This is a genomic window from Paraglaciecola mesophila KMM 241, assembly GCF_000315015.1.
Lineage (GTDB): Bacteria > Pseudomonadota > Gammaproteobacteria > Enterobacterales > Alteromonadaceae > Paraglaciecola > Paraglaciecola mesophila.
In genome coordinates, this window is the sequence record NZ_BAEP01000062.1 from 114134 (window position 1) to 134439 (window position 20306).

Annotated in this window: 20 protein-coding genes; all 20 read right to left on the bottom strand. The window is 45.1% G+C overall.

Going from position 1 to position 20306, the window contains the following annotated elements:
* Positions 1–22: 22 nt before the first annotated feature.
* Positions 23–2287 (bottom strand): chemotaxis protein CheA, encoded by a 2265-nt coding sequence (locus tag GMES_RS15605; RefSeq protein ID WP_006993702.1) that lies wholly within the window; start codon positions 2285–2287, stop codon positions 23–25.
* A gap of 12 nt (positions 2288–2299) precedes the next feature.
* Positions 2300–3043, bottom strand: a complete 744-nt coding sequence (locus tag GMES_RS15610) for a protein phosphatase CheZ (RefSeq protein ID WP_006993703.1) — start codon at positions 3041–3043, stop codon at positions 2300–2302.
* A 31-nt stretch (positions 3044–3074) separates the two neighbouring features.
* Entirely contained in the window at positions 3075–3458 is a 384-nt protein-coding gene (cheY, locus tag GMES_RS15615; RefSeq protein ID WP_011575779.1) for a chemotaxis response regulator CheY, read from the bottom strand.
* Positions 3459–3505: 47 nt separating this feature from the next.
* A complete protein-coding gene (locus tag GMES_RS15620) occupies positions 3506–4234 on the bottom strand; it encodes an RNA polymerase sigma factor FliA (RefSeq protein WP_006993705.1) in 729 nt (242 codons plus the stop codon).
* Positions 4231–5097 (bottom strand): MinD/ParA family protein, encoded by an 867-nt coding sequence (locus tag GMES_RS15625; RefSeq protein ID WP_006993706.1) that lies wholly within the window; start codon positions 5095–5097, stop codon positions 4231–4233. The genes GMES_RS15620 and GMES_RS15625 overlap by 4 nt, the downstream gene beginning before the upstream one ends.
* A complete protein-coding gene (flhF, locus tag GMES_RS15630) occupies positions 5094–6425 on the bottom strand; it encodes a flagellar biosynthesis GTPase FlhF (RefSeq protein ID WP_006993707.1) in 1332 nt (443 codons plus the stop codon). The genes GMES_RS15625 and flhF overlap by 4 nt, the downstream gene beginning before the upstream one ends.
* A gap of 34 nt (positions 6426–6459) precedes the next feature.
* A complete protein-coding gene (gene flhA / locus GMES_RS15635; protein WP_006993708.1) occupies positions 6460–8562 on the bottom strand; it encodes a flagellar biosynthesis protein FlhA in 2103 nt (700 codons plus the stop codon).
* Between the two features lie 121 nt (positions 8563–8683).
* Positions 8684–9808, bottom strand: coding sequence for a flagellar biosynthesis protein FlhB (gene flhB, locus GMES_RS15640; RefSeq protein WP_006993709.1), 1125 nt, complete (start codon positions 9806–9808; stop codon positions 8684–8686).
* A gap of 12 nt (positions 9809–9820) precedes the next feature.
* Positions 9821–10600: a flagellar biosynthetic protein FliR gene (gene fliR, locus GMES_RS15645; RefSeq protein WP_006993710.1), complete on the bottom strand. Its 780-nt coding sequence runs from the start codon at positions 10598–10600 to the stop codon at positions 9821–9823.
* Position 10601: 1 nt separating this feature from the next.
* Positions 10602–10871, bottom strand: a complete 270-nt coding sequence (gene fliQ / locus GMES_RS15650) for a flagellar biosynthesis protein FliQ (protein WP_006993711.1) — start codon at positions 10869–10871, stop codon at positions 10602–10604.
* A 2-nt stretch (positions 10872–10873) separates the two neighbouring features.
* Entirely contained in the window at positions 10874–11629 is a 756-nt protein-coding gene (gene fliP, locus GMES_RS15655; RefSeq protein ID WP_006993712.1) for a flagellar type III secretion system pore protein FliP, read from the bottom strand.
* Positions 11622–12122 carry a flagellar biosynthetic protein FliO gene (gene fliO, locus GMES_RS22305; protein WP_033186036.1) on the bottom strand — a complete coding sequence of 167 codons (501 nt, stop codon included), beginning with the start codon at positions 12120–12122 and terminating at the stop codon, positions 11622–11624. Before fliO ends, fliP begins: the two co-directional genes overlap by 8 nt.
* Complete coding sequence (fliN, locus tag GMES_RS15665; RefSeq protein ID WP_006993715.1) at positions 12082–12477, bottom strand: flagellar motor switch protein FliN; 396 nt, start codon at positions 12475–12477, stop codon at positions 12082–12084. Before fliN ends, fliO begins: the two co-directional genes overlap by 41 nt.
* 20 nt (positions 12478–12497) lie before the next feature.
* Positions 12498–13556: a flagellar motor switch protein FliM gene (fliM, locus tag GMES_RS15670; protein ID WP_006993716.1), complete on the bottom strand. Its 1059-nt coding sequence runs from the start codon at positions 13554–13556 to the stop codon at positions 12498–12500.
* Positions 13557–13574: 18 nt separating this feature from the next.
* The gene (gene fliL / locus GMES_RS15675; RefSeq protein ID WP_006993717.1) at positions 13575–14102 is read right to left on the bottom strand and encodes a flagellar basal body-associated protein FliL; all 528 of its coding nucleotides are present in this window, start codon (positions 14100–14102) and stop codon (positions 13575–13577) included.
* Positions 14103–14180: 78 nt separating this feature from the next.
* Positions 14181–16343, bottom strand: a complete 2163-nt coding sequence (locus GMES_RS15680; protein ID WP_006993718.1) for a flagellar hook-length control protein FliK — start codon at positions 16341–16343, stop codon at positions 14181–14183.
* A gap of 251 nt (positions 16344–16594) precedes the next feature.
* A complete protein-coding gene (fliJ, locus tag GMES_RS15685) occupies positions 16595–17035 on the bottom strand; it encodes a flagellar export protein FliJ (RefSeq protein WP_006993719.1) in 441 nt (146 codons plus the stop codon).
* 84 nt (positions 17036–17119) lie between these two features.
* Positions 17120–18454, bottom strand: a complete 1335-nt coding sequence (gene fliI, locus GMES_RS15690) for a flagellar protein export ATPase FliI (protein ID WP_006993720.1) — start codon at positions 18452–18454, stop codon at positions 17120–17122.
* A gap of 6 nt (positions 18455–18460) precedes the next feature.
* On the bottom strand, positions 18461–19261 hold the full coding sequence (fliH, locus tag GMES_RS15695) for a flagellar assembly protein FliH (protein WP_006993721.1): 801 nt from the start codon (positions 19259–19261) through the stop codon (positions 18461–18463).
* Between the two features lie 39 nt (positions 19262–19300).
* Positions 19301–20306: flagellar motor switch protein FliG (gene fliG / locus GMES_RS15700; RefSeq protein ID WP_039987584.1), on the bottom strand; the 1006-nt coding region annotated here is incomplete at its 5' end.

Below are 20306 nucleotides of genomic sequence, written 5' to 3' on the forward strand. Positions count from 1 at the left end.
GTATTTTGTGAAAACCTCGTGTTTAACGCGCTTGTCGAATGGCATCGGCTTTTTTCTTAGCATAATGCTTTAGTAGGCCTGGTACATCTAGGATCAACGCAATCCCACCATCGCTGGTAATCGTTGCGCCAGCCATACCTGGGGTGCCTTGTAACAATTCATCTAATGGCTTAATCACCACTTCTTCTTGACCGATGAGCGCATCAACAACAAAACCGAGTTGCTGGGTACCAATTTGCACGACAACAACATGTCCCTTGGAGCGATCTAGCGGGATTGGCTTAGCATTTTTGCGTACTAACCACTCGCGTAAATAGAATAATGGGATCGCTTTGGAACGAACGATTTTTGTTAATTGGCCATCAACTGTATTGGTTTTACTCATATCCATGTTGATAATTTCGTTTACCGAGCCTAATGGCAATGCGAAGGTTTGATCGCCAACTACTATCATTAGAGTCGGTAATATAGCCAAAGTCAGTGGCACTTTAATTTCTAGCGTGGTGCCTTTGCCCAGCACAGAATCAATCTTGACCGTACCATTTAGCTGGTTGATTTTGGTTTTCACCACGTCCATGCCAACGCCACGGCCTGACACTTCAGATATTTCAGTTTTCGTAGAGAAGCCTGGAGCGAAAATTAAATTAAATGCTTCTTCATCTGTCATTCTAGCCGCGGCATCAGCATCTAATACGCCTCGAGAAATCGCTATTTCTTTAAGCTTATCAGGATCCATACCTTTACCGTCATCGACTATGCTCAGCAAGATATGATCACCTTCTTGAGATGCTGATAGCTTTACCGTCCCCAAAGATGGCTTACCCGCAGCAATACGATCCGCTGGCATTTCTATGCCATGATCCACTGAGTTTCTCACTAAATGCACCAAAGGATCGGCAAGGGCTTCTACTAAGTTTTTATCTAAATCTGTTTCTTCGCCTTCAAGCTCAAGGGTAATTTCTTTTTTCAAGGTGCGCGCTAAGTCACGTACTACTCGAGGAAAACGCCCAAACACTTTTTTGATAGGCTGCATCCGCGTTTTCATCACGGCGCCTTGCAAGTCGCCGGTGACCACATCTAAATTCGCAATTGCTTTGGACATGCTTTCGTCGTTGACGGTTAAGCCTAGGCTAAGCAACCTGTTACGTACTAACACCAACTCACCTACCATATTCATGATTTGGTCTAAGCGCTTGGTATCCACTCTAACCGTCGTTTCCGGCTGTGGTGCTGTGGGACGCTTTTCCTCGCGCTTAGAAACAGGAGCTTTTTCCTGCACCGCAGGGCTTTTGGCAGGTATATTGGCTTGGCTAGGTGCAATACTGGACGTACTTGGCTTAGTGTCGTTACTTTTCTCTGTGGCTTTTTCGCTTGCGGATTGCGACGACGTGTTATCAGACACTGCCGACTTTACTGGGGTATTTGGCGCTTTACTTACTTCCCCGTTAGCTTCTTTTTTAGCAGCAGGCCCTTGCCCTTTGCCATGGAGCTGATCGAGTAACGCTTCGAATTCATCATCACTGATATCATCTGAGTCAGAATCTGCACTCACTACGGGCGCGTTTGTCGATTCAATGGGAGCGTCTTGGGAGCCGCCAAACTGGCCTTCTCCATGAAGCTGATCGAGTAACGCTTCAAACTCATCGTCACTGATATCGTCATCATCACTACTATTATCAGCGCCACTAGAAGATTCAGTGGGTTGTGGCGGCATATTCGATGACGATTGCGGTGCTCCGCTAACGGGATTACCTTCACCATGAAGTTCATCAAGTAAGGCCTCAAACTCGGATTCGTCAAAGTCATCCGAATTTGTTTTAGGCTGAGATGTCGCTTCACTTGGCGCCTCAACTATCGGAGTTTCGACAGCTGGAGCCGCAGTAACTTTGTCTTGCGTTTCAGGTTTACTCAGGCGATGCAATGTATCTAATAACGATTGCTCTGCTGCTACCAGTGGTTTGTTTGATTTTACATCTTCAAACATGGCGACGACTTCGTCGGTTGCTTGAAGAATAATATCCATTAACTCTGGCGTTAATGAACGTTGGCCATTACGCATGACATCAAATACGTTTTCAGCGCCGTGACAGATATCGACTAATTCGGTTAACGAAAGAAAGCCCGCGCCACCTTTAACCGTGTGGTAGCCTCTGAAAATCGCATTCAGTAAATCCGAATCTTGCGGATTATTTTCCAACTCAACCAGCTGTTCTTGAAGCTGTTCGAGTATTTCACCCGCTTCTACTAAAAAATCCTGAAGGATCTCCTCGTCAACATCAAACCCCATATTGTAACGCCTCTAAAATCCTAAACTTGAGAGTAAATCATCAACATCATCTTGATTAGATGCGACGTCATCACGGTTAGCTGCATCGAGAATTGGGCCTTCCGCTTTAACACTATCGGCTTGTTTATCAGATATATGAGGAATTTCCGCTGACTCTGCTCCACCGAACATAGTTAACATATGAACAAGGCTGTCTTCTACTTCTTTAACTAGTTCAATGACCCGGCGAATAATTTGCCCTGTGATGTCCTGATAGCCTTGAGCTAGTAGCATCTCAGTTAATAATGCGTTTAATTTTCCCGACTCGTCCTTCCCCTCTTCTAAAAACGTGTCGAGGCGTCTGCATAGGGCATTGAATTCGCCCAGCTCTAACTGACGATTAAAAAGCTTCTTCCACTCAGGAATGATCTCGTTCATTTCAGAATTGAGTTTTTCGGCAATGGGCATGCAATCATCAACTAAATCCATCGTGCGATTCGCGGCTTGCTCGGTGGTTTCAATGACATACGTGAGCCGAGTTTTAGCGTCAGGTATCTCTTCGTTCGCTAAATTAGCAATACGTTCATCTAGTTGAAAGTTATTTAAAGAATCATGAAGTTGACGAGTTAACTTACCCACCTCTTCGAACAATTCGACAGAATTTGTGTCATTAACACTATCGAGAAGCTGCTGAGCGGCTTGATTATTGCCACTTTCAAGTAAAGCGACTAATTGCTTTGCATCTTCTAGCTTCATGGGGGCTGGATGTGAGGTCATAAGGCCTTCCTTATCGTTGAGAAAAGCCTGACTAACCTAAGCGTTCAAATATCTTGGCCAACTTCTCTTTAAGGGTCGCAGCAGTAAATGGTTTAATAACATACCCATTCACACCAGCCTGCGCCGCCGCTACAATTTGTTCTTTTTTAGCTTCTGCCGTTACCATTAATACTGGTGTGTGTTTAAGGTTTTCATCGGCACGGATCGCCCGCAATAAATCAATTCCTTGCATGCCTGGCATGTTCCAGTCAGTCACCACAAAATCAAAATCACCTTGTTGAAGCATAGGCAATGCGGTACTGCCATCATCCGCTTCTTGAATATTAGTAAAACCCAGATCTTTCAATAGGTTCTTGATGATGCGACGCATTGTCGAGAAATCATCAACAACCAAAATTTTCATATTCTTATCCAAAACTTTCTCCGCTCGAGGCAAAATCAAAACATTTATATGTTATTTGTTTATTCTTCAATACGCCAAGTCTGCATTTTACTTTTTAGTTTTAGCATAGCTTGGCTGTGTATTTGGCTAACACGCGATTCACTCACGTCTAGAACTTCACCTATTTCACGTAGATTCAATTCTTCGTCATAGTACAATGATAATACAATTGCTTCACGCTCAGGTAAGGTCGTAATGGCATGGGCTAAGGCTTTTTGAAAAGAGCCTTGGAGCAAATCTTCAAACGGAGTGTCAGAGCCTTTAGTTTGCTCTGTTGTCACCACATCTTCCGATACCCCTAAATCTTCCATGCCAATGATTTTACCTGCATTCACTTCGCCGAGCATTTGATGATATTGCTCAATGCTCACTTCAAGTTTTTTTGCTATATCTACATCTCTGGCGTCACGGCCTGTCTCACGCTCAACTTTATTAATGGCATCCGTTATCGCACGGCCATTTTTATGCACAGATCGTGGTGTCCAATCGCCCTTGCGAATTTCGTCAAGCATAGAGCCGCGAATTCGAATACCTGCAAAGGTCTCAAAACTTGCACCTTTGGTGCCATCGAAGTTACGAGACGCTTCGAGTAAACCAATCATACCGGCTTGAATGAGATCGTCGACCAATACGCTAGCGGGTAAGCGGGCAATAAGATGATGTGCAATGCGCTTTACCAATGGAGCATGACGCTCCACCAGTGCATTTCTGTCATCTAACTGCTGATACGCAGCGGCTTTACTGTTCACCGAATATCGCCCACGGCTTTTTTGGCCACCAGCTGCTCAAGGAAGAACTCTAAATGTCCTCCTGGCTGAGAAGGCACTGACCAACCTGCCGCCTGTTGAGCTAACTTTTTAATTGCGATAGCCGCTGGCGAAGTTGGATATGCTTCCACAATCGCTTTTTGCTTACGAACCGACTTACGAATATTTTCATCAAACGGTACAGTGGCGACTAATTCTAAGGCCACGTCTAAAAAGCGATCGGTGACTTTTGTTAACTTATTGAACAGCTCTTGTCCTTCTCGCATATTGCGCACCATATTGGCGACAATTTTAAAGCGAAAAACACCGTGCTCTTTGTTTAAAATTTTGATCAATGCATAGGCATCTGTGAGGGATGTGGGTTCATCACACACGACCACTAGGATATCTTGTGAGGCACGTGAGAAGCTTAAAACCATGTCAGAAATGCCTGCCGCAGTATCAACGATTAGTACGTCAATTTGCGAGCGCAGCTCACTGAATGCTCTAATTAAGCCTGCATGTTCAGTTGGGGTTAGTTCAGTCATTGATTGACTGCCAGAGGTTGCTGGTGCAATTTTAATCCCGTGGGGTCCTTCAACAAGTACTTCGTCTAAGGTGCATTCCCCTGACAATACATGTGAAAGGTTTTTCACCACACGTAGGCCAAGCAACACATCCACGTTAGCTAAGCCTAAATCTGCGTCTAACACCATGACTCTCTTACCCTGCTGGGCCATAGAGATTGCGGTATTTAACGTGACGTTGGTTTTACCCACGCCGCCCTTACCACCGGTAACGGCGATCACTTTAATTAATCGAGATTGATTCATTCTTCTTAAGCTACTCGCTTGGTCCTCAATCATACTGCCACTGCTGCGTTATTTAGTGAATTACCACTAGTATGAATTAATACGTGCTTTTTATAAAGCTTAGCGGCACTGGTTATTAAAAATTTTGCATCTGCCACTTTCAAGTCTTCCGGAACCTTTTGGCCATCGGTAATAAAACTCACGGACAATTTGTGCTCGATGGCCGCACTAATTGCCTCTCCAAGACTGTAGCATTCATCTATTTTGGTGAAAATACAACCCTGTAAAGAAATCTGTTTGTAAGCAGCAATGGTTTGCTGCATAACTTGATATTGACTGTTGGCTTGCATGACCAAATAACTACTGATATTCGCCGTTGTACTCTGCTTCAACGTTTCTAACTGCTTGATCAGTCTAACATCTCTTTGCCCAAACCCAGCAGTATCAATAAGTATAAGTCGCTTATTCCTGAACTGGAATAACAGATCTGATAACTCTTCAGCGTTCTGCGCTTTTTTCACCGAGCAACCAATAATTCTGGCATAGGTAGAAATTTGCTCGTAAGCAGCGATTCGATAGCTGTCTATGGTGATCAAGCCGACGTTTTCTGCACCGTATTTTTGCGCTGCTTGTGCGGCTAGTTTTGCCACAGTCGTTGTCTTTCCCGTCCCAGTTGGGCCCATTAAAACAGCGATGCCGCCTTTGGTCAGTAAGTTACTTTCTTCAGTTTGTATGCGATTGGCCAGCAGTTTTAATAAAAACAACCAAGCTTGACGCTCATCAGTATCTGCCGGCGTATAAGAAACCACTTCATTGGCAAGTGCTTCACTGATACCCATCTTTTGTAACTTGTTGGTTAAATAACCGTGTAAAGGATGGTTTCGTCCTTTATCTTGTTGCAATAGGCCAGCCACTTGGAACTGAAGAACATTACGCAAAGAGGCTAGCTCTTGACGCATTTCATTTAATGCGTCTTGCTGATGCGATACGTTAGGAACTTGTGGTTGCGCTTGTGTTTGGCGTTGCGACTGACTTGTTACATTTTGAGGCTTTGCAGGCTGAGCAACAGGCTGACTCACTTGATGAGCTGACTCTTTCGCTTGAATTTGTTTTTCAAGCAATGCTCTGAGGCTATCCGGACCGCTGTCACCGATGATTTCACTGAGCGTAGGAGTTGATTCTGCTCTGCGCTTGGGCGCAGGCGTCAAATTGGACTCGGCACGCTTAGGGTTTACAGCTGGCTCTTTGTCATATGCAGCGACTATTTCAACACCATTGCTTAGCTTTTTATTAGACATGATGACTGCATCATCGCCCAACTCGTCTTTGACTTGTTTCAAAGCCTCGCGCATGTCTTTGCCATAAAAGCGTCTAATTTTCACAATTTACCCCTTGCTACTTGCATCTGGTGACGGACTATTGACCCACCGCACTGACTATTTTAATTTGTTTGTCATCTGGAATTTCTTGATATGACAACACATGCAAACCTTGTACTGCGTGCTTCAAGAACCTTGATAACACTGGGCGCAACATGCCTGAGGTGAGTAACACCGCAGGTTCGCCCGCTAATTCTTGCTGTTGAGAAGCATCATTTAGTGACTTTTGTAAACGTTCAGCTAAACCAGGTTCTATCCCTGCGCCATCTCCTCCGCCGGCTTGTAATGACTGGTGCAACATCTGTTCCAACTCTGGCGCCAAAGTTATGACTGGTAACTCAGCTTGTCCGCCGTTAATCTCTTGAATGATTAGGCGCTTAAGCGAGATACGCAGCGCCGACACCAACACATCAGGATCTTGACTCTTAGGCCCATACTCACACAAGGTTTGTACTATGGTGCGTAAATCACGGATAGGCACGCCTTCGTACAATAGCGTTTGCAGCACTTTAACCACGGTACTAAGTGACAAAATATCAGGTACTAAACCTTCTACTAATTTAGGGCTTTGCTTGGCAAGCATGTCCAACAACTGCTGAACCTCTTCGTGACCAAGCAATTGATAGGCATTATTAGTCAGAAGTTGACTTAAGTGAGTCGCGACAACCGTGGCACTATCCACAACGGTATAACCTAACGTTTGTGCGTGCTCACGTTGGTTCGAGCGGATCCAAACGGCATCTAAGCCAAATGCCGGATCTTTTGTAACGGTTCCATCTAATTTGCCAAATACCTGACCTGGGTTAATCGCCAGCTCGTCGTCATGGCTGATTTCGGCTTCGCCAACAGAGACCCCCAACATGGATATGCTGTAATTGTTAGGACTTAAATCTAAATTATCGCGAATATGAACTGGGGGAATAAGAAAGCCAAGCTCTTGAGACAACTTCTTGCGGACCCCTTTGATACGTGTCAATAACTCGCCGCCTTGTGATTTATCTACCAGCGGGATCAAGCGGTAACCTACTTCTAAACCAATGGTGTCAACGTGTTGCACGTCATCCCAACCTAGTTCTTTGATTTCAGCAGGTTTTGGTGTGCCACGCTCTTTTTCAGGCGCCAGCACTTCCGGCTGTGAGGCCAATTTCTTTTCGCTCCAGTGCTGATAATAAGCATATCCGCCCACTAGCGCACTAAACCCCAAGAACGCCACATGTGGCATGCCCGGCACTATGCCCATGACAAACAAAATACCACTGGTGATGTATAACGCTTGGCGATTACCTAATTGACGAGTAAGTTCTTGTCCCATTTCTTGAGAGTCGTTTTCGCGGGTTACGATTATCGCCGTCGCTACAGACAACAGTAACGAAGGTATTTGAGCAACGAGGCCATCACCTATCGTTAACAATGTATAAATCTCAACGGCTTGCCCGAAGGCTAAGTCATGTTGAAAAATGCCAATGAATAAACCGCCTACTATGTTGATCAACATAATGAATAACCCTGCAACCGCATCGCCTTTTACAAATTTAGACGCACCGTCCATTGAGCCATAAAAATCGGCTTCACTGGTCACTTCAAACCGACGTTTACGGGCTTCGTCTTGGTCGATAAAACCTGCGTTTAAATCTGCATCAATGGCCATTTGCTTACCTGGCATTGCATCTAACGTAAAGCGTGCGCTCACTTCTGAGATACGCCCGGCACCCGCGGTCACCACTTTAAAGTTAATAATCAACAGAATGGCAAATACCACAATACCTACAGCGTAATTACCGCCAATAACCACTTCGCCAAATGCTTGGATCACTTTGCCCGCCGCATCGCCGCCCTCGTGCCCTTCTAGCAAAACAATCCGTGTTGATGCCACATTCAAGGCTAAGCGCAGTACAGTAGCAATTAATAGCACAAGAGGGAAAATTCCGAAGTCGACGGGCTTCTTAGTGAAAACAGACACTAAGATAATGACCAGTGATAAAGCGATATTAAAGCTAAACAGCACGTCGAGAAGAAACGCTGGCATGGGCAAAATAACCATGCCCATGATTGCCAACAATACAAGAGGCGCACCAAGTCCAGAAATAACAGACTGAAATTGATTTTTGTCGAAACGATTAAGATAAGCAGTTAGTTGCATAGCGCGTATTTTTTGACACCTGACGGACGTTTCACTTCATAAAGCAACTACCGCGCCAAATAAGGTAAAACACCGTTACGCCATGCACTAATCTTTAGTCTAACCGCAGGCTGGTGAAACTTTAGCGCCTTAATTCGTAAGGGATAGGAAGGTTTTTGGGTACAGACTTAGGACGTTTTCCCTTGCCATTTTTATAGGCTTTTAGTTGAAAGACATAAGCCAAAATTTGCGCCACGGCCATGAATAGCTTAGCAGGGATCTCAGACTCCACTTCAGTAGAGTAATAAATTGCTCGAGCTAACATGGGGGATGCGACAATAGGCACTTCATGTGCGTCGGCTATTTTACGTATATGCATCGCCATTTCATCGACCCCTTTGGCCACGAGCACGGGTGCTCGGGTGCCTTGTTGGTCATATTTCAAGGCGATGGAATAATGCGTTGGGTTCGTTACAACCACATCGGCTGTAGGCACTTCTTGCATCATACGGTTTGCAGCGGCTTGAAATTGTAACCGACGAATACGGTTTTTAACTTGTGGGTCACCTTCAGCGTTTTTGTTTTCGTCTTTCACTTCCTGTTTCGACATTTTCATTTCTTTGTTGTGCTTGTAACTTTGATACGGCACATCAAACGCCGCGATAGGAATAAGTGCACAGCACATCATGAGAAATGCCCATGATATTAAGTCCATGGCGTGAAATAAGTTCTGTGGATACAACTCCAAATCAAGGTGTAAAGCTTCGTCCTTAAATACCAGCATAGCGACATATGCCATGCCCATCACCACGATCACTTTGGCTATCGCTTTAAGCAATTCAACTAAACCATTCATACCAAACATGCGCTTAAAGCCAGCGAGAGGATTAAGCTTATTGGCTTTAGGCGCTGCCCCCTGCCACGTAAAGTTGTAGCCACCGAGCGCAATATTGCCGTAAATACCCGCTGCCGTAATAATGACCATATACAGCATGACAGGCGTAGCGACCGTCTCAATAGCTGATCCCCACGCTTGAAACATATGTGTAAAATCATAGGTTTCATCACGCGAGAGTGTAAATGTGCGCTGAGTAACCAAGTAAATCGCCTTGGCAATTTGCCCCCCCATCATAATGAAAGCAGCAGCGCTAAAGACTAAAACTAGGGCGGTCGAGAGCTCTTTGGATCGCGCGACTTGGCCCTTTTTTCTGGAGTCGGTGATCTTTTTGGATGTGGGGTCTTCTGTTTTTTCATTAGCGTCAGACATAAACCGCCTCCTTTAAGGACAAACTTTAACAAGCTGACACATCATTTGCTGAGCTCTATCCCACTGGACTTCAAAGTGGTAAGTGAAATTATCCATGGTGATCCAGATAATCACTAAACCCATTATTTGCGCGATACTAAAACCCAAACTAAAAATGTTCAATTGCGGTGCCGCCTTGGTCATAACGCCGAACGCCAAGTTAACAATTAATAAAGATACTATCGGCGCTAAAGACAAGGTCACGGCGGAAATAAACATCCAACCGGCCCAATGAGCGATTTCTCTAAATTGCTCCGGCTGAAGCCATGTTTCTCCTACTGGAAATGCAGTAAAGCTCATCACCACCATACGGATCATGGCTAAGTGCCCATCCAATGCCCAAAAGAGCAAAGTAGCCAGGATTAAGTAAAACTGACCTACTGCTGGTACATTGATACCATTTACCGGATCGACAATTGAAGCAAACCCTAAGCCTGTTTGCATCGCCACGACTTGTCCCGCCAATACAAAGGTATTCAGCACCATAGTTGAAATAAACCCCAATGAAATACCGATGATAAGCTGCTGAATCACCAATACGAAGGTACTCACTGAAAGTATTTCTACAACCGGCACAGGGGGGATAACAGGCAAAATAATGAACGTAATAAACAGCGTCAATAGAGCGCGTACGGTAGTAGGAACCGTTTTCGCACTCAAGCCAACCATGGTCGCCAACATGCCCGATATACGCATGAATGGCAGTAACATGTCACCCATGAACTGAGTGATAATGTCGGCAGAAAACTCCATTCTATCCCACCACTTCCGGGATGCGCTCTACCATAGTGAAGGTGAAGTCCATTAACTGTTGTACTAGCCAATGCCCGCCCCAGCTAAGGGCCAATAAAGTGACAATCAAGCGCGGTAAGAAACTCATTGTTTGTTCGTTTATAGATGTGGCGGCTTGAAATACTGCGACGATTAAACCCACAAACAAGCTAGGTAAAATGATGGCTGACACCAACAAAATGACCATGTTCAAGGCTTCTTTCAATATGTCGACAAAGACCTCTGGTGCCATGACTAAGTCCCCATTCCAAAGCTGTTTGCTAGCGTGCCAAAAATAAGGTTCCAACCATCTACCAGCACGAACAACATTAGTTTAAAGGGCAGCGATACGATCATAGGCGATAACATCATCATACCCATAGCCATGAGGATTGACGCTACCACCAAGTCCAAAATAAGAAATGGAATAAACAACATAAAACCGATTTGAAACGCTGTTTTTAATTCGCTAGTAACAAAAGCGGGTATCAACACATTCATTGGCACATCGGCTGGCTCTTGAAACTGATTTTCATAGCCGCCTATTTCCACAAATGTTTCTAAATCTTTTATTCTCGTCTGCGCCAGCATGAAGCCGCGTAATGGCTCTTTGGCTAATTCGTAGGCTTGTATCGAGGTGATTTGTTCACTTAAATAGGGTTGTAGCGCTGTTTCATTAATTTTTTCAAACACTGGCGCCATGATAAACATAGATAGGAATAAGCTCACGCCTATCAATATTTGGTTGGAAGGGGATTGTTGCAAACCAATCGCCTGGCGCACAATAGATAATACAATGATGATACGAGTGAAAGACGTCATCATCATAATAAATGCAGGCAACAAGCTCAGCGCAGTCATGATCGCCACAACTTGCAATGTCATGGTGTAATCTTGCGAGCCATCCGCGTTTTCAGTCATAGTCAACGCGGGGATACCGGGCTCTGCAAAAACCCAACCAGGAACCATTAATAGTCCAGTCGCCAATAGCAGTAAAAAAATCTTATTCATCGTGGACTCCCGCACTTTTTTTGCTGCCAGTGTTGGCGTTAGGCTGTAACTTACCTGCCATAAACATATTCAGTTTATCTTTGAAATTGTCACCAGTAGGCGGCTTGTCATTTGAAATAGGCGTGTCTAACTTTGCCAAGTGATTAATATTCTGCGCCGTCACACCAATGAGGTGCTGTTCTTCGCCCACTTCTATGACGAGCACACGCTCTTTGGTGCCCGCCGCCAAAGAAGCAATCACTTTTAGCTGCCCAGTGCTGCCGCCAGTGACGTTAAACCGTCGCATTATGAACGCCAACATGAAAACCACTGCGATCACCAGCAGTAAGGATAGAAAAATTGACACTATCGATGAGGTATCAGAGAGGGTTTTAGCTTCAGCAAATGCTGTATTTGAAGCTAAAAACAGAGGGCTCAGTACAAACCAAACCCTTGTTTTAAAAGAAGTTTGTTTAGCGGAGCTTTTTGATTCTTTCCAGTTGACTAATAACATCAGTTAAGCGAATACCAAATTTATCGTTGACGACTACTACCTCACCATGAGCAATCAACGTGCCATTTACTAACACATCAAGTGGCTCACCTGCGACACGGTCTAACTCAACGACAGAACCTTGGTTCAACTGCAATAAATTGCGAATACTGATATGACTGCGCCCTACTTCCATAGAAATAGTCACAGGAATATCCAAAATCGTATCTAACTTGCGTTTTTCCGCCGGAGATATCTCTTTGTCTTCTTCAAGCTCGTCATATTCGGCAACAGTTGCTTTACCGTCTTTGCTTTCTTCATCTGCTTGTTCAGCCATGGCGGCTGCCCAATCATCTAAACCTTCTTCTTCACTCATAATCTTTGCCTCTTGATTGGTTACAAATCATCTTCAAGGGTTTGTAACTCGGCGTCGCTATCAATTCTGCGGCCGCCTTTGGTTAATAATTGCAATTCCGATTTGACAGACGTAGGTCGCGGAATCTTATCGGTGATCTTAAGTGCTAGGTTGTCTCGTGAACGGCCCAGCTTAGCTCTGAATGTGGGTAACTCTTCTATCATCACAGTGATGTGCTCAGGCATGTCGATAGGAATAATGTCCCCTGCTTTCATATCCATGATTTTTTGTAAGCTAAGCGTCAAGTCCATCATGTGAGTAGAAAGCTCGACTTTCACGTCCATGATTTCATCCCGTAATGCTTTGCTCCAACGAAGGTCCGTGTCTTCCTTATCACTTTGCACACCTGCATCAAGAAGCTCTCGAATTGGCTCTAACATTGAGTAGGGCAATGACACATGAAAGTCCCCCCCACCGCCATCGAGTTCAATATGAAAAGAGCTAATTACCACTACTTCTGTGGGGCTAACGATATTGGCCATGGCAGGGTTAACTTCTGAGTCCAAATATTCGAAAGACACGTCCATGACGGGGGCCCACGCCTCTTTATAATCTTCGAAAATCAGTTTAAGCAGCATCTGAATGATACGTCGCTCTGTCGGCGTGAACTCGCGGCCTTCAATTTTGGCATGATAGCGCCCATCACCACCGAAGAAGTTATCTACCAAGATAAACACTAAACGTGCTTCCATCGTGATAAGCCCAGTGCCTTTAAGTGGACGGAAGCGAACCATATTCAAACTAGTAGGTACAAATAAGGTGTGAATATACTCACCAAACTTAATCATTTGAATACCATTAATCGACACTTCAGCCGAACGGCGCATCATATTAAATAAGCTGACTCGCATGTGTCTGGCAAATCGCTCGTTGACGATTTCCAGTGTCGGCATTCTTCCCCGGACGATCCGATCTTGCGAAGAAAAGTCATACTCCAGCGCAGTGCCATCGCCTTGGACCTCTTCGACGTCATCTTCTTCGACTTCGTCTACTCCGTGAAGTAGCGCATCGATTTCATCTTGGGATAATAAGTCGCTCAATCTAATTCTCGCTTTTGCTTATTGCATCACAAAACCGGTGAACAATACTTGCTCTACCAATTCATTACCTGACACGTCTTTCAAGGTTTTCTGAACTTCCTTTAAGGCGTTACCACGTATGGCAGCTTTGCCCGCTTCTGTGATTAGATCATCAGCATTCGCTTGGCTAAATGCCCTGTTCAATGCCCCTTGAATCGACGGTATGTGCATTTTAACTTGTTCTTCTGCACTGCTGCCGCGGACCATAAGTTGCACTTTAATTTCGACTAAACGGTCTCTATTCGCGCCTGGTACGTTAAACGTAATCGGATTAGGAATAGCCACATAAAGTGCGGTTCCCGCTTTTACACCCTCTGACGTTTCACCATCATCACCATCCATTTGGGCTTGCTCTTCACCTTCCACCGTAGCGACCTCTTCTTCACCACCAAGTAAAAAGTACGCTGCTCCGCCACCGCCTAGCAGTAAAACAACCACTATGATGATGATCATCATGAGTTTGCTTTTCTTGCCACCCTCTTCCATTTGTAATTCTTCTTCAGCCATGCCAACGCCCTGTATGATATTTTGCTGGTATTATCGTTCTTACTCAAAAAATCGCAATCTATAAGCCATACCTAAATGTCAAACAAAGTAATCAATACCCCCTAAAGAGCCATTGACAATAGGTTGTTGTAATATTCCACTAGGCACCTCACCATCTGCACTACCCTGCTCTGAACTGTGTCCCGGTGCATTACCTGAGCCGCCACCTGCCATTTGCTGGTCTTGCTCTTGAGATTCTTGTTCAACCGATGATTGACCCAACTCAATGCCTTTCTCTGCCAGCATCTCTTTTAATCTGGGCGCGGCGTTATCAATCGCCTCTTTCGCATGTATCGATTGCACCACAAAGCTCACGTTCGCTGATTCGCCGCTAACTGACACTTTTACATGCATCGAGCCCAATTCAGCTGGGTCGAGACGAATATCAGCAACCAACTGGTTGGTATTCACCATGAAGCGTACCTTTTCGGCTAATTGCTGATGGGCCTCTGGTTTGGCCAAATTCAAGGCTTTGTCGAATTGTCCTTGCTGCAATTGGTTGGCTTTATTGTGTTCGACCATGTTGATACCTAGCTCTCGATAAGCCGCATTGGCCGTTTGCTGATGCGAGGCTTGCTCGAGTGCAGTGCTCATTAATTGCGCTACGTCCAATAATTGGGACACAGAGCGCGTAGCCAATTCCACCTGTTCTTGCTTATTGGAAAGCATATTGCTTGCCAACTCTGGTGACGCTTTTATGGCGTCATTTACTAGGGCTTTTAAATCGACGCCAGGCTCTCGCCCTTTTTCAAGCTGGGCTTTTACTTCAGCTAAACCGCTTTTAAGGGCAGCGACAAAGTCAGTCGTGCCGCTGGCGTTGTTATCAGCGTCAACTTTATTAATAAGGGTGTTCAAATTTACGTTAGCGGATGAGCTCAATTCAGCGTCTGCTTGCACCGCCCCTTTTAGCATGGCGTTACTTGCCGCGTCCCCTACAATGCTAGCGGCTCCTCCCTTTTGTAGTTCTTTGGCAATTAGCGCTAATGCACTTTCAAGCTTCTCGGGTGGTAACTGTAGTAGCTTTTTCAATTCAGGCGCACTGTCTAACATCGCTAATTGCTGCTGGGTTAAGTCACTTTCTAGGGCCAACGCTAAGGTTTCGGTTTGTCCTGTGCTTTGCTCACTTAATGCTGAGCCTTCAAGCAAATCAGCTGCGCTGACAGCCTCTGAAACGCTATTTTGGGCATCGCTCTTAGCTGACGTTGCAACGTTCATCAAGCTAACCATAGCCTCTGCGATACCTGCTAGCGCTTCATCACTTATGGCTTTATCTTGTTGGAGTAATTGCTTTTGTGCCAAATCCAGCGCAGCGAATTCATTATTTGTTGAAACGCTATCTAGCGCTCCTTCAACTTTAGCGTCTAAGGTGCCTAAAGCGCTCGAACGTGAGCTACCAGCTACTTGTTGTTGACTCACAAGCAGTGATTCTAATTCTTTAAGCAATTCTGGGTTATTTTGAAGTAGCGCCATCATTTTACCGACGTCATCATCAGTGGTGAGCTCCGCTCCGTCATCAATCACTTCGTGCTTAGATGCTAATGCCTGATCTGCATTCGCCTGAGTCTTTTCGCCGAAAATGTGACTTAACAGGGCCAGAAGCAATGCTTGCTGGTCGCCGTTCGCATTTTCCACCAGTTTATTATCATCTAACGTGTTGACAGGAACATCAGCCCCGCTCGCGCTTGCAAGAGCGCTATCTTGCCCTTCGCTGTTAATAGCACCTGCACTGTTGAGGGCAAGTTGTTCAATAATCGAAAGCCAGTGATTAGCATCTGCTTCATTTTCGCCATCCGTCGTGATTCGTAAACTTTCAGTATCACCCTCCGAGGTATCAATTTGCTGCTTATCATCTGCCGTTAAACCATTTTCACGATGTGCGGTATCGACTGGCGAGTCGGGTTTTCTTGTCTCTTTAATGTCACTCGCTTTGCCCGTGTTAGAACCATCGGGAGGGTTCTTCTGAGAGTATTCTTCTTTAGTGCCCAGCTGTTTTTCCGGTACCAGATTATCTTTCGCCGTGTTTTTTGGCTCTGTACTTAGTTTCGGTTGCGTCGTTTCTTTGGGCAAATGCTGAGTCTTATTTTCCTTGGCCAGCATGTAGGCAAATTCACCCGCGTTTTGCAGCTTGGATAGGCTTTCGTCACTCACATCAACCGCATAAGCGGCAACGTCTGATTTTGCGGTGGCAATTTGTTGCAGCATCTAAGATCCCCTACACTCAAGAACAAAAAACAAATTTTTCATTTAAAAACAATACCTTGAAATTACAATTAATGATTACGCATGGAAGCTAAGGTAATATTCCAATCTTCATTACACATTGTTCACGTTGTTGTTGTGAAGTAGAGCAATCTTCATTCCAAAATACACGAAAAGCTGATGATAACGAAAAATATGTGATAAAACTAAGAGTCGAAGCGGTGAAAACAGAGAGTACCTAGCAGAAAATAAAACTATTTAGAACGGATGAATTTTTGTAACGCGAGCTCGTCAAGCATCTGTTGCTCTGCTCGGTCCTGTTTTTGTTGGATCTTAAGGGCCTGTTTATCAAGTAGCATCTCAACTGCTTTTCGCTTTCTTTGCTGGGCAAGCCACTGTGCTTTGCGCTGCTCAGCCACCACCAGCGCATTACTGACTTGTTTTGTTTGTTGTTCACAGGCCGCGTCAATTTTGCCGACAAATGACTGGTGCTGCCCGTAATTTTTAGCGGCTAACCCTAGCTGACCTTTGCGGATCCCTTCTTTTAAATAATTAACCCGATATTGCTCAAGTCCAATAAGTTTGTTTTGATTATCAACCACATTTTGCTGCGCCAACTGATAATCGGTGGCCATCTTTTGTTCTTTTCGTCGCTCCCAATCAGCGACCATTTGCAATTGCTTACTTACCGGCATAACGAGCTCCGAGACTAGATAGAAACAACCTTATTGAAAAAGTCATCAATGCTAAGCAACTTATATTCTTTAAATAAACAGGCATTATGCTGGTCCCAACCCGGTACCCAACTTAACCATCGTTTCTACACTTTCATCAAAGGGTAAGATTTGCTGCATGCCTTGTTGTAAAAAAGCATTGATAGCAGGCTCAGCCTTAATGGATAAATCAATGCGCGGATCGTTTCCTCTGGTGTAAGCACCAATACTGATAAGGTCGCGATTTTGCTGGTAGGTGGAATAGACTTGGCGAATACGCCGCGCTACTTGGACATGTTCAGGGCTTACAACCATGGGCATCACTCGACTTATCGAGGCTTCGATATCTATTGCAGGGTAGTGCCCAGAGTCGGCTAATTGACGAGAAAGCACAATATGCCCGTCCAAAATAGCCCTAGCTGAATCGGCGATAGGATCTTGTAGATCATCTCCTTCGGTCAACACGGTATAAAACGCGGTAATCGAACCTTGATGCTCACCGCCATTCCCTGCACGTTCTACTAGTGCGGGTAAACGTGCAAATACTGACGGCGGATATCCTTTAGTCGCTGGCGGCTCACCAACGGCAAGGGCTATTTCTCGCTGCGCCATGGCGTAACGCGTAAGTGAGTCTACGAGCAACAACACATTCATACCTTTGTCGCGGAAATACTCAGCGATAGTCACCGCAGTTTCGCACCCCTTTAAGCGCATTAGAGGCGAGGTATCAGCTGGCGCGGCAACCACAACGGATTTTTGGCGCTCTTCATCGCCTAATATGTCTTGAATAAATTCTTTAACTTCTCGGCCCCGTTCACCGACCAAACCCACAACCACCACATCGGCGCTCGTTCCTCGGGTCATCATACCCAATAATACGCTCTTACCCACGCCACTGCCGGCAAACAAGCCCATACGCTGACCACTGCCAACTGTGATCATACTATTTATAGCGCGTACGCCTACATCAAGAGGCTCTCTGATAGGTTTCCTAGATAATGGATTCATGGGTGGGCGGGTTAATGGCACGCGTTTTTCAGCTTTGATGGCACCTAAACCGTCCAAAGGTTGGCCGTTTCCATCAACCACTCTGCCTAATAGCGACATGCCAACAGGTAACCCTTGTTCGCGATTAAGGGGTTGAACACGAGAGCCTGGTACTATGCCTTTCACTGCTTGAGTGGGCATTAAATAGGTAATGTGTTCGGCAAACCCCACTACTTCAGCTTCTATTTCACCATCTACAGTTTGAATTAAACATTGACTCCCTACCGGCATTTGACACCCTACCGCTTCGAGGGTTAAGCCGATACCACGCACCAACTTGCCAGCTGCAACGACCGGTGCTTGAGGGACTTGTTGCTGCAGTGCTTTAATATTCCCTAAGATATCCAGAGGCATAACTGACTACTCGTCTTCGTTAGCATTGATAGTATCTAAGCCCTGCTCTAGCAGAAACTTATCTAGCACGTCTTTAACGCGACGCTCTATGCTTACATCTACCGCATTGCTTTGTGTCACAATATCGCAGCCACCTTGAGATAAGTTGGGAGCTTCAATTAACTGCCATCCGTGTTTCTCAATTTCTTGTTCACTAAAGTGCTCAGTCACCAACACTAAATCGTCTGGATGAAGGTGAATTTGATACTGGCGCTCATTGATCGGTAGCGCCTTGAGCCCTTCACTAATCGCATTAAAAATAATATCTGAGTTAGTTTTGATTTCGGCCCTAATCACTGATTTCGCTAGAGATACTGCCAATGAAACAAGTTCTTTCTGCAGTGTTTCTTCTACCAACGCAACCGGGTTATGCAATGTGTCTAACAGGCTGCGCCAGCTCTCTAATTGTTGATTGACACTCTCTTGAGCTTCGGCTAATCCCTGGGCTTTACCTTCTTCAAGACCTTGCGCCAAGCCTTGCTCTTTGCCTAGTTCAAACCCTTCTTGATGACCCTTTTCTAAGCCCTCTTTTTTACCTTCTTCAAATCCTTCACTTTGAGCAGCCTCTCGAATGGATTCGATTTCTTGAGCGGTAGGGGGAGCGAACTCCTCCTCTTCTTCTACTTGATTTTCAGGGGGTTCGTATTTCCAGTTCGAGCGTCGATTTAACGCATTAGTCGTAGTTTCAGCGGCCTTGCGCTCATCTTCAACGAAAGGCAAATCCCAAGCGCTAATATGTTTGTCTGGCCCACCGTCGTAATCGTTCATTGCATGTCTTTGCTGTTATCTTGGATATTAGATAGCATCTTATAAGAATTCATCACCGCCTCCGCCTCCAAGCATAATTTCACCCGCATCGGCTAAACGACGAGCCACAGATAAGATTTCTTTTTGCGCCGCTTCAACTTCACTTAAACGCACAGGGCCAAGGGCTTCTAAATCATCAAGCAACATGTCAGCTGCTCGCTTAGACATGTTGGCGGTAATTTTAGTTTTGAGAGCTTCATCTGCCCCTTTAATCGCTTTGAGTAGAGCGTCTTGTTGAACCTCACGCAAGATAGCTTGAATCGCTCGGTCGTCTACTTCTGCTAAGTTGTCGAATACAAACATAAGATCTTGAATCTGCTGACTCATTTCTTCGTCTTGTTCTCGTATTGCATCCATCAACTGGCCTTCAATATTGGTATCAAGGTAGTTCATGATATCCGCAGCAGATTTCAAGCCGCCCATTTTTGCAGCCTGGGTACCAGCTTGACCAGCAAACTGTTTCTCCATGATTTCGTTTAATTCTTGCAACGCTGCAGGCTGAACTTCTTCTAGATTGGCAACGCGCATCATTAAATCTAGGCGCACTTTTTCTGGAAATTGGGCAAGAATTTCAGCTGATTGTTCAGCATCAAGATAAGACATTACAATGGTTTGAATTTGAGGGTGCTCATTGCGAATAATACTGGCAACCTGTTTTGAATCCATCCACTTGAGAGAATCAAGACCTTTTGCACCGGTACCCATCAAAATTTGATCAATAAGATTCGCCGCTTTATCTTCACCAAGGGCTGAGGTCAAAGCGCGTTTTACAAAGTCTTGGCTTTGGAAGCCGATGGTGCTGTATTTTTGAATTTCATCAATGAAGTGTTTATGTACAGCTGTGATTTTAGGCTGAGTCATATCATCAATTTGCGCCATCGCTTGACCTAACCTTTGTACCTGCTTGGGCTCCAGATGCTTAAGAATTTGGGCCGCATCTTCTTCCGTCAAACTGAGCAGTAAGATAGCTGCTTTTTCAACGCCTTCTAATTTCCCAACGTCATAT

Excerpts from the sequence above, each read along its gene's own strand:
- fliN (WP_006993715.1), bottom strand. The coding sequence starts at position 12,477 with ATGAGTGAAGAAGAAGGTTTAGATGATTGGGCAGCCGCCATGGCTGAA.
- fliP (WP_006993712.1), bottom strand. The coding sequence starts at position 11,629 with ATGAATAAGATTTTTTTACTGCTATTGGCGACTGGACTATTAATGGTT.
- fliL (WP_006993717.1), bottom strand. The coding sequence starts at position 14,102 with ATGGCTGAAGAAGAATTACAAATGGAAGAGGGTGGCAAGAAAAGCAAA.
- fliQ (WP_006993711.1), bottom strand. The coding sequence starts at position 10,871 with ATGGCACCAGAGGTCTTTGTCGACATATTGAAAGAAGCCTTGAACATG.
- fliR (WP_006993710.1), bottom strand. The coding sequence starts at position 10,600 with ATGGAGTTTTCTGCCGACATTATCACTCAGTTCATGGGTGACATGTTA.
- GMES_RS15605 (WP_006993702.1), bottom strand. The coding sequence starts at position 2,287 with ATGGGGTTTGATGTTGACGAGGAGATCCTTCAGGATTTTTTAGTAGAA.
- GMES_RS15680 (WP_006993718.1), bottom strand. The coding sequence starts at position 16,343 with ATGCTGCAACAAATTGCCACCGCAAAATCAGACGTTGCCGCTTATGCG.
- GMES_RS15610 (WP_006993703.1), bottom strand. The coding sequence starts at position 3,043 with ATGACCTCACATCCAGCCCCCATGAAGCTAGAAGATGCAAAGCAATTA.
- fliH (WP_006993721.1), bottom strand. The coding sequence starts at position 19,261 with ATGAACGATTACGACGGTGGGCCAGACAAACATATTAGCGCTTGGGAT.
- fliJ (WP_006993719.1), bottom strand. The coding sequence starts at position 17,035 with ATGCCGGTAAGTAAGCAATTGCAAATGGTCGCTGATTGGGAGCGACGA.
- flhB (WP_006993709.1), bottom strand. The coding sequence starts at position 9,808 with ATGTCTGACGCTAATGAAAAAACAGAAGACCCCACATCCAAAAAGATC.
- GMES_RS15625 (WP_006993706.1), bottom strand. The coding sequence starts at position 5,097 with ATGATTGAGGACCAAGCGAGTAGCTTAAGAAGAATGAATCAATCTCGA.
- flhA (WP_006993708.1), bottom strand. The coding sequence starts at position 8,562 with ATGCAACTAACTGCTTATCTTAATCGTTTCGACAAAAATCAATTTCAG.
- fliO (WP_033186036.1), bottom strand. The coding sequence starts at position 12,122 with ATGTTATTAGTCAACTGGAAAGAATCAAAAAGCTCCGCTAAACAAACT.
- fliI (WP_006993720.1), bottom strand. The coding sequence starts at position 18,454 with ATGCCTCTGGATATCTTAGGGAATATTAAAGCACTGCAGCAACAAGTC.